Genomic DNA, 12641 nt, shown 5'->3' on the forward strand with positions numbered 1-12641 from the left:
CGAACGTTCCATGCCCGTGACCTTGCATGACGCCTGCCACGGGTGTCGCACCAGTGCACCGCTACCCCTTGCTATCACCATGGCGTTCCAGCCTATTGTCAATGTCACGACGGGCTCGGTCTTTGCCTATGAAGCTTTGGTCCGCGGTATTGGTGGCGAGGGTGCGGCCACGGTTCTGGCGGGCGTCGAGTCAGACATGATCTACAAGTTCGACCAGGCCTGCAGGGTCAAAGCGATCGAGCTGGCCGGTCACCTGTTCGTGCCTGACGATGCTGCCAGGCTGTCGATCAACTTCATGCCTAACGCCGTCTATGAGCCGGATGCATGCATTCGCGCCTCTCTGGCGGCCGCCAGACGGGTGGCATTCGATCCCAACCGACTGATGTTCGAGTTCACCGAAAACGAGCGCATGCAGGACGTGGCGCATGTCCGGCGCATCGTCGAGGCCTACCGCGCGCGTGGTTTCACTACGGCGCTCGACGACTTTGGTGCAGGCTATGCTGGCCTAGGGCTGCTTGCCGACCTTCAGCCAGACATGCTGAAACTCGATATGGCCCTGATCCGTGGAATTGACGGATCGGCTGCACGGCGCACGATCGTTGCCGGCGTGCTGCAGATCGCCAATGCTCTGGATGTTCGGTGCATTGCCGAAGGAGTTGAGACCGCAGCCGAACTCGAGGTTCTTCGGTCGATCGGCATCGAGCTGTTCCAGGGCTATCTGCTGGCACGACCCGAGCGCGAGGCGCTGCCGCGGCCAGATCTCACCGCCGCTTGAAGCAAGCCCGTTCACAATCCACGTCGCCTCGTAACCTAGTGCTGTGGATCGAAGGCACCCCGCCGCGTGAAAGGGCTGAGGACGGGGTGCCTGGTCATTCTGGGCTGAACGAACCGTAACCGGTTTCAGAGCCGTTCCAGAATAAGTCAAGATCGACCCGATCGCGCTCATCAAGGACCTCTCCGCCACTTCCCTAATGAGGGCCGTTTGTGACGGTTCCTGCAGCATGACGATTGAGCCTTGTCGTTCGACGTCGTTGAGCTCCGGATAAAAGCCGGTAGGGCAGGTCCCGAGGGGATTTAGTCAATGCGTAAGCTGACGGATGCGGCGCTCGTCTCATTGAACGGCATAATGCAAGCTGCTGCCATAAGACCCACGCTGTTGGCGATCCTGCTTGGCGTCAGCCATGCTGCCGTCGCCCAAAGACCGGCCGAGCCGCCCTCCCCCACCGACTACCGGAGTTCGCCTGAGCGGCGGGTGGTGGTGGACAAGGATTGGGGACCGTGGCTCGGGCCTTTCCGTGCCAAGCTGGTGCCGAGCTTGATGCAGGATTTCGGTGAACGCTACATCTATGCCGCCGCTAATCGCGCACTACCCCCGCCCAAGCCTGGCGAGCGCCGGGTCGTATTTCTTGGTGATTCAATCACGGATCGCTGGAATCTGGCGGCAAGCTTTCCCGGCGAGCCCTATGTGAACCGGGGCATCGGTCATTCGCCGCTGTCTTCCCGACGGCGGGCAAGGAATGCGTCAACGGATGCGTCGGGATTACCGCCAGTGTACTGCTTGGCCAGAGCCTGGGCGCGTGCCACAGCCTGACTTGCCGTCCGCAACACCACGCCGTCCTCAGTTTCGTCGAGGTAGACCGCACCACCGCCACTCAGACCAAGTCGCTTCCGCACGTCGGCCGGCAGGCTCATGCGCCCGTTGGGCGTGATGTTGATCTGCAAGGTCATATTAGTACGCCTGCTCCTTCGAACTATACTAGAGGCGATAGCCAAACCACCCCTATGTAACAACGATCTAGCCCTGTGCCAGCATTGCGCCCTCATGTCTCACATAACATCGTGTGACATACCGCCAAAATTGCGGCGAATCGCCGGTTTTGCAGGAATGCTGTGGGTATACCATTCCGAAACCCCGAAGCAGTCAGTGGCCAAACCGGCGATAGACAACCCAAAGGGATCGGACAAACAAGCACCACTTTTCGAAGACCGGCTGGTCCGGGTTGTGCGATGAGTAGCGCGGCGACAGCGATCAAGCCGAGCATAAGGCGACTCTGCCGCTTGCTGTTGCCGTCAAGATGTAAACCGTCCGCATCGCACAAGGTCGCCACGGATGGCCTTACTTCCTGTCAGGCGGCTTTCGCCCAGAGCGTGCACTGCACGTCATCTCCCCAGAGGATCCGTTGCGGGTCGGTCATCGTGCGGCGCAATCGAGCGGTATCGTCCATCACGCTCTCCCATCCTGGGTAGTGTCCGGGATACCTGCGGTGGTCATGCTGCGGCCCTCACAACAGACTGCCCTGCGCGGGCGGTGCGATCGTCAGCAGCTTGGAAAGCGCCTCCCGCTGCCTCGTCAGCCAGCAGTCCATGCAGCCGCACCCACGCGGGGGCTGCGGCGAGTGGCACGACGCCGTTCCCGCAGTGTCGAAGCCGCTCAATCCTTCCGGCCATCCCATGAGCCACTCCACAAACAGCGGGTTCAAGCGACGGCGCGTCTCGGATGATTTCTCCCCAGATGGGGTCGGACGGTCCGGGAGCGAACAAGGGTCGGGCCAGTGTGCCGCCTGCGCCGGCAGCGGCTGATCGCCTTTGCTGCCCCGCATATTCGGACCGCCCTCCTCCCCATCGCTGGCCTTCGGCGTCGACCAGTGTTCCGCCGTCGCGACTGCCTGCCCGCTAAGCAGCAACTCCGACGATCGATCCCCGCCCCGGGTAAGCCTGGTCCCAGCGGTCACTGCCACGCTGGGCGTCTCCCATTGGATCGCCACCTCCTCTAGATAAAGCGGCACGGTGTTCTGGTTGGCGTTGCGCTTCCGAAAAGCGGCGCACTTCTCCATCGTCTCCGGTGATCGCGGGCGGTTGAGCGCTGTCGCGGTGGGCCAAGATGAAGAAGCGCTCACGACGGTGGTTCGCTCCGGCCTCGGCCGCGCTGAATATTCCAGCCGCAACGCAGCAGCCCAATCGCTCCAGTGCGGGGATAGCGACTTCGAGCTGTCCGGCGAGATTGCCCGGTACGTTCTCACGGAAGAAGGTGTGAGCCCTGCTTTCGTCGAAAACCTCAATGGCGCGGTCGAGCAGCCAGCGGTCATCGTCGGCACCGAGCCGCTTTCCGGCGACGCTGTTGCCTTGGCAGGGATCGCCCGACAGGACGCAATCCACTGCGCCACGCCACTCGCCAGCGTCGAAGGTTCGCAGGTCAGACCAGATAGCAGCCGGATGAAGCCGCCCCGCTTCCATGCTCGCGACCAGGCTTGCGGCGGCTGATGCCTCCCTTTCCACGAAAGCGCCGCAGCGCGCGTCGGGTCGACCGATACGGACTCCGAGGTCGAGGCCTCCAACGCCGGCGCAGATGCTGAAGGTACGTAGAGCCATGTCACGCCGCCCTCCCCTGGGGGTATGCGAGGACGATGGCGGGGTCACGCGCGACAAGCCGAGCGATTCGCGATTGGAACGTGTCGCGAACATCGTCCGGGATTATTCCGGGGATTGTCATTCCACATTGCTCCGTTCGTATCCGGATTGTTCCGGTCGGAGGCAATGGAAGGGCTGCTTAAGCCTAGGAAAATGGTCGGGGAGACAGGATTCGAACCTGCGACATCCTGCTCCCAAAGCAGGCGCGCTACCGGACTGCGCCACTCCCCGACGCGTTGGTGCCCTTAGGCGCAGGCCCGCGTCCGATGCAAGCGGCAATCGCGCGGGCGGCCTGTCGGCGGCGGGCCACCGGGGCACACGCCGAGCGTCCGCGCTTCGTCGCCCCCGCCTGTTCATAGGCCGCCCCTGCCCAGTCGGCGCGGGCCGGGCCGGCGTCGTCCCAGGTCGTGACCAAGTAAAGTCTCGTAATGCAAAGACTTGGTCGCTGGTGACCGCCGATACCGCCTGTTTAGGCCTTTGAAAAAGCTGCGCGCTATGACAGGGAAGCGGTGCGGAGACATCCGCATGGATCCTTCAACCGACGGACCATCGCAGCAGCGCCGGGGGGTGTGATGTGAACACGCGACGTCCGAACGGGATGGCGGCGACGGCCGCCATGTCCCCGCCAGAGCGGCCGGGCCGGGAGCCGGACCGGGGGCTGGACCGGCGACTGGAGCGGATGTTCGACTGGTTCACCGGCCTGCCCCGGCACGAGGCCGCCGAACTGCGCGCCGACATCATGGAAGCGGTCATGCTGAAGATGGCGGCGTTGCTGCTGTCCAGCGTCGGCATCTTCCTGATGAGCGGCATCGCCTACCACCTGACCCATGCGCGCTGGGCGCTGGGCTGGGGCATGTTGAACGGAGCGTTGTTCGTGGCCCGGCTCGTCACCGTCGCGCGGGCCGGTCGCACCACGCCCTTGCGGGTCGCGCGGCGCATATCGGCGCTGTCGATCCTGGCCTTTGTCGGCTTCGGCTTCGGTTGCGCCCGATGCTTCGCGAGCGGCGACACGACGTTGCAGGTGATGGCGGTGATCTCCGTCATGGCGACCGCCACCGGCATGGCGACCCGCTGGGCGGGCCTGCCCCGGCTCGCCGTGCCGGCGATCCTGGCCTATTCCCTGCCCTTCGCCGTCACCATGGCGCGGTCGGCCATCCCGCATGCGGAACTGCTGGCGGTGCAGTTCCTGATCGTCACCGCCGGTTCGATCACGCTGGCGCTGCAGACCCGGCGGAGCCTGATCTCGAATCTGCGCGCGCGGCGGCTGGCCCAACGCATGGCCGCGACCGATCCGCTGACCGGCATCGGCAACCGCGCCGCCTTCGAAGCGGCGACGACGGCGATGCGGCATGGCGCGCCCTTCGCCCTGGTGTCGGTCGACCTGGACCGGTTCAAGGCGGTGAACGACACCTTCGGCCACCTGATCGGCGACAAGGTGCTGTGCGAGGTTGCGCGACGCCTGATCGTGGCGGCCGGCGGCCATCTGGTCTTTCGCATGGGCGGCGACGAATTCATCATCCTGATCACCGACGGGCAGGACCCGGCGACAGTGGCCGACGCGGTACGCCGCGAGGTCCGCCGACCGATGCCGGGCCTTGCCCCCCAGCCGCTGATGCTGACGGCAAGCGTCGGCACGGGCGCGGGCGTGGCCGGCCCCGACTGCCTCGACATCATCCTCCACCGCGCGGATGAGGAGCTCTATTCGACCAAGCGCGCCGGCACGGTCGTGGCCTGATCCGGCAGGCCGGTCGCGCGGCCGGAACGACCCGGCGGACATGGTCATTGGAGTGGCATGACCGCCAAGTGTGACAATCGCCCTTTCCCGACCATCCGCCGCCATCCGCCAGCCCGGGGGCAGCGACGCGCCGGATCCGGCCGCCGAGACTATATCGTCATCTTCGGCGCGGCGGTCCGGCCGGGAGGGCGACCCAGCCCGGCGCTGCGCCTGCGGATCGAGGGGGCGCTCGCCTGGGCGCGCGATCATCCAGCCGCGATGCTGCTGCCGACCGGCGGCGTCGGCGCGCATGGCCCGGCCGAGGCGCTGGTCATGCGGCGCGTGCTGGTCGAGGCCGGCATCGCCGCGTCACGCATCATCGTCGAACGCCATGGCCGGGACACGCTGGAGTCGGTGCGGCTTTGCCATCGCCTGTTGCAGGAGCGCGGCGATTGCCGGCGCGTCATCTGCTGCACCAGCCGCTATCACCAGCCGCGCTGTGCGCTGCTGTTCCGGCTGCTGGGCTACCGCGTCGTGATCCCGGACGTGCCGCGCCGCATGGGCCGGCTGTCGCGCCGCAGCTATGGCCGGATGGTCGCGCGCGAGGTCGCGGCGACGCCCTATGACGGGCTGCTCCTGCTCCTCGGCGGCGACGCGGCGGAGACCTTGGCCTGACCGCCTGCACCGCGGCCGGGCGACCACCTCACCGCCCGGTCCGGACGGCGAGCATGGCCAGTCCGCCGCCCGCCGTCAGCATGGCCAGCACCAGCATCACCCCGGCGAAATCGCGCGGCGTCGCCAGCAGCCAGGCGAGCGGCGGCCCGAGCAGCGACGGAAGCGTATTGGCGAGGTTGAGCAGACCCAGATCGCGGCCGCGATGGCGGGGATCGGGGAGCAGCAGCATCGCCACCCCGGCCTGGAGCGCGACGAACACCGACGATCCTATGGCATAGACGGCGAACGCCGCCGCCCCACTCGGCCAGTTCGACGCCAGCGCCATGCCGACCAGCCCCGCCGCCGCGACCAGTGCCGCCAGCAGCAGCGCCGGCTTGCGTCGCCGGGTGAGGTCGGACAGCCGGCCGAGCAGCAGGGCGAGCGGCAGCGGGATCAGGAACGCCACGACCAGCAGATGCCCGATCCGCGCCGGCAGCATCGCCCATTCCGCCAGCGTCGTGACGCTCTCGAAATAATAAAGGAGATAGGTCTGGGTGACGACCCCGGCGATCTGGACGAGCAACCGCGCGACGCCGGCGAGGACCAGGTCGCGGCGCGCCAGCGGAGCATCGGCGCTTCGCGCATCTCGCGGCGCCGCCGAGCGCCGACCAGTCAGGAGCAGCGGCATCATGCAGGCGGCGACGAGGACCGGCACGGCTGCGAACCGTCCCCCCTCCGGCAGCAGCGCCTGCCCGACGAGCAGCGCCGACACGCCCGACGCCACCGGATTGCCCAAGGCGAGCAGGCCGCCGCCGATACCCTTCTGCGCGTCCGGCACCTCCTCCGCCATGATCGCCATCATCGGCGACAGCAGCGCGTTGACCGCCGCCTGGAAGGCGACGACCGCCACGACCAGCGCCGTCGGGGTCGACGCCAGTGCGATCCCCGCATAGCTGATCGCGGTCGCGATGAGGCCGCCGGCCACCCAGCCCCGCCGCCCGCCGCCCCGGGCGACCGACCGGTCGCTCAGCCAGCCGAACAGGATGTTCGACAGGCTGGCCGCGATCGCGCCGGCGACGACCGTCGCCGTGAACAGGCCGATCCGCGCATCGCCGCTCAACCGTTCCACCTTGATGGGCAGCAACAGCGTGAGGAGCGGCAGATAGGCTATCACCCCGCCCACATTCGCCAGCGCCATCACGCTGAGAAAGGTCCGCGATCGCAGCGGGATGCAAGACGTCGTCATCGACATGCCCTGCCCGGCTTCACGCCGCCGGGCAATGACCGGATCATGGCTTCATCGTCTGCGCCTCCAGCGTGGCGGTCGACACCATCGTCCGGTCGGCGGCATCGTGGGCCAGGGCGACGCGATAGCGGCCGGCCGCGATCCGCCAGCCCGGCAGCCCGGTGTCGTAGTCGGCGACGATGCGCGGTTCGGCGGTCAGCGTGATCCGCCGCGTCTCGCCCGGTGCCAAAGCCACCCGCGTGAAGGCGCCGAGCCGCATCGGCGCGGTCCCACCCTCGCGCCCCACATAGATTTGCGGCACGTCCACGCCGGCGCGCGCGCCGGTATTCACCACCTCGAATGTCACGCTCAGCGTCCGGCCGCCGCGCACCACCGGGTTGCGATAGGCGAAGTGCGTGTAGGTGAGCCCGTGGCCGAAGGGAAAGAGCGGCATCAGTCCCTTCTTCTCATACCAGCGATAGCCGACATCCGCCCCCTCGACATAGTCGACCGGGAAACTCTCCAGCGTATAGCCGGCGGCGGCGGCGGGATTGGCGGCGGCGGCGGCCTGTAGCCCGGTCATGCGGTCGAGCCCGATCGGACGCGGTCGCGGCGGTTGCGAGGCATCGGCCGGAAAGGTGATCGGCAGCCGGCCCGACGGCGACACCCGCCCGGTCAGGATCGCGGCGATCGCCTCGCCGCCGCGCTGGCCGGGATACCAGGCCTGCACCACCGCCGGCACCTTGGCGATCCACGGCATCAGCACCGGTCCGCCCGTCTCCATAACGGCCACCGTGCGGGGCTGCGCCGCCGCGATCGCCTCGATCAGCGCGTCCTGATGGTTCGGCAGGCGCAGGTCCGGCACGTCGTCCGCCTCCGTCGTCCACTGCGTAGCGAAGACGATGGCGAGGTCCGCAGCCTTCGCCGCCTCGACGGTGGCATTGAGGCTACGCCCGTCGATCCAGTCGACCCGCACCCCCGGCAGCGCCTTGCGCAGCGCCTGGAGCGGCGAGGAGGCATGATAGGTGATCCGCGCGAACGAGGCCGAGCCGCCGGTCGACAGCGGGATCTCGACCGGCGCGCCGCCGACCGATCGCACCTGGCTGGAGCCGCCGCCCGATAGCACGCCGACATCGGCATTGCCGCCGATCACGACGATGCGCTTCGCGGTGCGGGCGATCGGCAGCAGGTCGCCGTCATTCTTGAGCAGCACGATCCCCGCCTCGGCGGTCCGCTGCGCGACCTCGGCATGGGCGGCATAATCGGGCGTGATCGCCTTGGCCGGCATGGCCGCCGCGAAGGCCCCGGTCTCGATCAACCCGGTCAGGTAGCGCGCGGCCATGTCGTCGATCCGCGCCACCGGCACCTGCCCCTTTTCGACCGCCTGCCGAAGCGGCGCGCCGAAATAGATCGCCTTGTCCAGTTCCTGGCCCGATTGTTGGTCGAGCCCGGCATTGGCGGCCTTCACGGTGGAATGGACCGCGCCCCAGTCGCTCATCACCCAGCCCTGATAGCCCCAGTCGCGCTTCAGCACGTCGGTGAGCAGATGCTTGTTCTCGCACGCCCAGTCGCCATTGACCTTGTTGTAGGCGCACATCACCGAGCCGGGCCGGCCGCGCTCGATCGCGATCTGGAAGGCGAGCAGGTCGCTCATCCGCAGCGCCGCCTCGCCGATCCGCGCATCGACCACGGTGCGGCCGGTTTCCTGCGCGTTGAGCGCGTAATGCTTGATGGTGGACACGATCCGGTTCGACTGGACGCCGGCGATATGCGCGCCGCCCAGCAGGCCGGCGAGCAGCGGGTCCTCGCCTAGATATTCGAAGTTGCGGCCGTTCCAGGGATCGCGGGTCAGGTTGACGCCGCCCGCGAGCAGCACGTTGAAGCGCTTGTCGCGCGCCTCCGCCCCGATCATCGCGCCGCCCGCGCGTGCGATCGCGGGATCGAAGCTGGCCGCCGTCGCCAGGCTGGAGGGCAAGGCGGTGGCGACGTCGCCCTTGCGCTGCTCGACCTGGTTGGCGACGCCGAGCGACGCGTCGCTCTCGCGCACCAGCGGGATGCCCAGCCGTGGGATGCCGTCGACATGGCCCGCCGAGGGGATCAGTTCGTTCGCGGTCTTGCCGGCCGCCATCGGCGGGAACAGGCCGTGGAGCAGCGCGATCTTCTCGTCGAGCGTCATCCGCGCCACCAGGGCGTCGGCGCGCGACCGCGCGTCCGAGACCCGCGCACCAGCCGCCTGCCCGGCCCGCACCTGCGCCGTCGTCCCTGCCGCGCCACACAGCGCGACGCCCAGCGCCGCCATCGAAATCCAATGCGTCCGTCGTCCAGCGATCATGCGATCCTCCCCATGATGGGCCGCCTTCCGCAGCCTTTATGTGGCTCTGTAAGCACACCGAGTGAACGTTCACAACCATGCAGTTTCAATCTGCAAGAGCCGCTTGACAGCAACGTTGTCCTAAGCGAAGTGAACGTTCTCAACGACACGGCCGCAGACCGTGCGACATACAGGGGAGGTTCTTCATGCGTAGCGCCCACGCTCGCCTGCTTTCGCAATTCGCCATCACCGTCTCCACCATCGCGCTCACCGCACTGCCCGGCATCGCGCACGCGCAGGATGCGGCCGCCACGATGGGCGCGCCCGGCCCGTCCGAGACCGACCCCCAGCCCGCGACCAGCGACGGCGCGGCCGGTCAGGCGGATGGCGACATCGTCGTCACCGGCATCCGTGCTTCGCTTCGCGACTCGATCAATATCAAGCGCAACGGTCAGGGCATCGTCGATGCGATCAGCGCCGAGGATATGGGCAAGTTCCCCGACACCAACCTGGCCGAGTCGCTCCAGCGCATCACCGGCGTGTCGATCGACCGGTCGAACGGCGAAGGCCAGTTCGTCACCGTGCGCGGCTTTGGCCCGGAATATAACCTCGTCACGCTGAACGGGCGGCAGATGCCGACCTCGACGATCGGCGACGGCAACGGCGCGCCCGCCTCGCGCTCGTTCGACTTCGCCAACCTGGCGTCCGAAGGCGTCGCGGCGCTCGAAGTGTACAAGTCGGGCCGCGCCACGGTGCCGACCGGCGGCATCGGCTCGACCATCAACATCCGCACCCCCCGCCCGCTCGACAAGCCGGGCCTGCGCGGCTCGATCTCGGCGCGCGGCGTCGTCGACACTTCGCAAAACGGCAAGAAGGACATCACGCCCGAGGTGTCGGGCATCCTCTCCGACACCTTCGCCGACGACCGGATCGGCATCCTGGTCACCGGTGCGTACCAGCGCCGCAACTTCAGCGCCAATTCCGCCAATATCGGCTGGCGCGACGGCTATCTGGGCAACGAGAACAACTGGGGGTCGCTGGCGATGCCGGGCGACCCGCGCTACGCCAACATCACCAACCGCCCCGACGCGACCGATGTCTACCAGGTGCCGCAGAATGGCGGCTATGACGTGGTCAACGGCCGGCGCGAGCGCATCAACGGCCAGGCGGTGCTGCAATTCCGCCCGACCGACCAGCTGACCGCGACGGTCGACTATACCTATTCGCGCAACACCATCGACATCCGCGACAACAGCGTCGGCATCTGGTACAACCACAACGATACGTTGAGCGCCTGGACCGACGGCCCGGTCGCCGGCCCGATCTTCTACACCGAGCGGTTCGGCGCGGGTGAGGCCAAGGACCTGGCCTATTCCGCCTCGCAGACGGCGGTGCGCAGCGAGAACAAGTCGCTGGGCGGCAACCTGACCTGGAACGCGCCGGGCGGCGTGACGATGACGCTCGATGCGCATCATTCGACCGCGGTGTCGAAGCCCAACAGCCCCTATGGCAACAGCAACTCGGTCGGCACGGCGGTGTTCGGCATCCAGAACCAGACGCTGAACTTCGACAACGACCTGCCGGTCATCTCGTACAACATGTATCCCGGCATCGATCCGCTGAACGCGGCGAACATCGTGCCGACCGGCAACGCCTTCCGCAATTCCTACTTCCGCGACCGGATCAACCAGGTCCAGGTGCGCGGCCATTACGACCATGGCCACGGCGTCATGGACAGCCTGGACTGGGGCGCGGAATATACCGACAACAAGGTCCGCTCGGCCTATAGCGTGCTCCAGAACGACACCTGGGGCGGCACCGGCGGCGACAGCGCGGCGCAGCGCGCGGCGGCAGCGGCGCTCCTGCCCGACAGCCTGTTCACGCTGACCGGCATTCCCGACAAGTTCAAGGGCATCAGCGGCGCGAACGACCCCAACATCATCAAGTCCTTCTACAGCTTCGACCTGCCCAGCGTCGTCAAGCTGCTCGACGATGCTTACAACATCTGCGGCGGCAACGGGCAGTGCCTGATCCCGTACAATACGGACTCGCGCATCCGCGAGAAGACGATGTCGGCCTATGCCCAGTTCAACGGCAAGTTCGACCTGTTCTCGCGCACCGCGCACCTGATCGCGGGCCTGCGGTTCGAGAACACGACCGTCTCCGCCTCGGCGCTGGTGCCGACCCCGGTCGGCGCGCGACAGAATTCGCAGAACGAGTTCAACGTGCTGTTCGAGGGCAGCGGCTTCACGACCTTCAAGGGCAGCTACCAGAACTGGCTTCCCTCGGTCGATTTCGACGTCCAGCCGCTGGAGAACGTGAAGCTGCGGGCCTCGTACAGCCACACCATCACCCGCGCGGATTATGGCAGCCTGCAGGGCGGTCGCCGCATCGACCAGCTCTTCCGCGTCGGCGGCGGCACCGGCGCGGTCGGCAATCCCGGCCTCGTCCCGTACAAGTCCAAGAACATCGACCTGTCGGCGGAGTGGTACTATACCAGCGACAGCTATCTCTCGGTTGGCTACTTCCACAAGGATGTGTCCAACTATATCGGCCAGACCCAGGTGAACACGACGCTGCCGGGCATCACCACGCCCGTCGGCGGCCCGCGCTATCAGGCCGCGATCGCCGCGCTGACCGCCGCCGGCCGCGACCTGACCTTCGCCAACATCCGCGACTTCATCGGCACGGCCTATCCGACCACCGTGACCCGCGATGCGCAGGGCAACCCGGTGACGATCCTGGCGCAGCCGAACGATCCATCCGTCAATTTCGTCGTCTCGACGCCGTTCAACAGCGACTTGACCGCCGCGGTCGACGGGTTCGAATTCGCCGTCCAGCATAATTTCTGGGACACCGGCTTCGGCACGATCCTCAACTACACGATCGTGAACGGCAACCGGACGTACAACAACCAGTTGCCCTCCACCGTGTCGCAGTTCGCGATCACCGGCCTGTCGGACAGCGCCAACGCGGTCCTGTTCTTCGACAAATACGGGATCAACGCGCGTGCCGCCTATAACTGGCGCAAGGGTTATCTGGCCGGGGCCGGGACCAACCCGGTCTATGTCAACACCTATGGCCAGCTCGACGGGACGGCGAGCTATGCGATCACGCCCAACGTCACCATCTTCGCCGAGGGGATCAACATCCTGGGCGAGAATCGCGGCGGCCATCTGCGCTCCAACCGCAATATCAATTTCGTGACCAAGCAGGACGCGCGCTATTCCGCGGGCGTGCGCTTCACCTTCTGAGTTCCCCCACGGCCTGCCAGCCTTCCCCACCGGGAAGGCTGGCTTTTTTCGTGCGGGACCGGCACGTCTGCGCAC

At 67.0% G+C, this 12641-nt stretch carries 8 protein-coding genes and 1 tRNA gene; 4 read left to right on the forward strand and 5 right to left on the reverse strand.

Features of this window, described 5'->3' with window-relative positions:
- Positions 1-10: 10 nt before the first annotated feature.
- Entirely contained in the window at positions 11-775 is a 765-nt protein-coding gene (locus GGQ96_RS01060) for an EAL domain-containing protein (RefSeq protein WP_184110722.1), read from the forward strand.
- Between the two features lie 707 nt (positions 776-1482).
- Here the strand turns inward: GGQ96_RS01060 and GGQ96_RS01065 are convergent.
- The 3 genes from GGQ96_RS01065 to GGQ96_RS01075 all read right to left on the reverse strand — a co-directional run bounded on the left by GGQ96_RS01065 (position 1483) and on the right by GGQ96_RS01075 (position 3639).
- Positions 1483-1728: an AbrB/MazE/SpoVT family DNA-binding domain-containing protein gene (locus GGQ96_RS01065; RefSeq protein ID WP_184110723.1), complete on the reverse strand. Its 246-nt coding sequence runs from the start codon at positions 1726-1728 to the stop codon at positions 1483-1485.
- Between the two features lie 945 nt (positions 1729-2673).
- On the reverse strand, positions 2674-3462 hold the full coding sequence (locus GGQ96_RS21825) for a DNA cytosine methyltransferase (RefSeq protein ID WP_425506677.1): 789 nt from the start codon (positions 3460-3462) through the stop codon (positions 2674-2676).
- 100 nt (positions 3463-3562) lie between these two features.
- Positions 3563-3639 (reverse strand) — tRNA-Pro (locus GGQ96_RS01075).
- Between the two features lie 385 nt (positions 3640-4024).
- On the opposite strand from GGQ96_RS01075, the gene GGQ96_RS01080 reads away from it, so the two are divergent.
- Positions 4025-5143, forward strand: coding sequence for a GGDEF domain-containing protein (locus tag GGQ96_RS01080; protein WP_184110726.1), 1119 nt, complete (start codon positions 4025-4027; stop codon positions 5141-5143).
- A 57-nt stretch (positions 5144-5200) separates the two neighbouring features.
- Positions 5201-5797: a YdcF family protein gene (locus GGQ96_RS01085; protein WP_184110727.1), complete on the forward strand. Its 597-nt coding sequence runs from the start codon at positions 5201-5203 to the stop codon at positions 5795-5797.
- Positions 5798-5825: 28 nt separating this feature from the next.
- Here GGQ96_RS01085 and GGQ96_RS01090 read toward each other — a convergent pair whose 3' ends face one another.
- Positions 5826-7022, reverse strand: coding sequence for an MFS transporter (locus tag GGQ96_RS01090; protein ID WP_184110728.1), 1197 nt, complete (start codon positions 7020-7022; stop codon positions 5826-5828).
- 43 nt (positions 7023-7065) lie between these two features.
- Positions 7066-9333, reverse strand: coding sequence for a beta-glucosidase (locus GGQ96_RS01095; RefSeq protein ID WP_425506678.1), 2268 nt, complete (start codon positions 9331-9333; stop codon positions 7066-7068).
- Between the two features lie 185 nt (positions 9334-9518).
- Between GGQ96_RS01095 and GGQ96_RS01100 the strand changes: the two genes are divergently transcribed.
- A complete protein-coding gene (locus tag GGQ96_RS01100; RefSeq protein WP_184110729.1) occupies positions 9519-12566 on the forward strand; it encodes a TonB-dependent receptor in 3048 nt (1015 codons plus the stop codon).
- Positions 12567-12641 lie beyond the last annotated feature (75 nt).

This window comes from Sphingomonas abaci (assembly GCF_014199625.1).
In the GTDB taxonomy this organism is placed as follows: Bacteria; Pseudomonadota; Alphaproteobacteria; order Sphingomonadales; family Sphingomonadaceae; genus Sphingomonas; species Sphingomonas abaci.

What these genes read in the sequence shown, in the direction of transcription:
- GGQ96_RS01060 (WP_184110722.1), top strand. Translation starts at nt 11, where the DNA reads ATGCCCGTGACCTTGCATGACGCCTGCCACGGGTGTCGCACCAGTGCA.
- GGQ96_RS01065 (WP_184110723.1), bottom strand. Translation starts at nt 1,728, where the DNA reads ATGACCTTGCAGATCAACATCACGCCCAACGGGCGCATGAGCCTGCCG.
- GGQ96_RS21825 (WP_425506677.1), bottom strand. Translation starts at nt 3,462, where the DNA reads ATGTTCGCGACACGTTCCAATCGCGAATCGCTCGGCTTGTCGCGCGTG.
- GGQ96_RS01080 (WP_184110726.1), top strand. Translation starts at nt 4,025, where the DNA reads ATGTCCCCGCCAGAGCGGCCGGGCCGGGAGCCGGACCGGGGGCTGGAC.
- GGQ96_RS01085 (WP_184110727.1), top strand. Translation starts at nt 5,201, where the DNA reads ATGACCGCCAAGTGTGACAATCGCCCTTTCCCGACCATCCGCCGCCAT.
- GGQ96_RS01090 (WP_184110728.1), bottom strand. Translation starts at nt 7,022, where the DNA reads ATGACGACGTCTTGCATCCCGCTGCGATCGCGGACCTTTCTCAGCGTG.
- GGQ96_RS01095 (WP_425506678.1), bottom strand. Translation starts at nt 9,333, where the DNA reads ATGATCGCTGGACGACGGACGCATTGGATTTCGATGGCGGCGCTGGGC.
- GGQ96_RS01100 (WP_184110729.1), top strand. Translation starts at nt 9,519, where the DNA reads ATGCGTAGCGCCCACGCTCGCCTGCTTTCGCAATTCGCCATCACCGTC.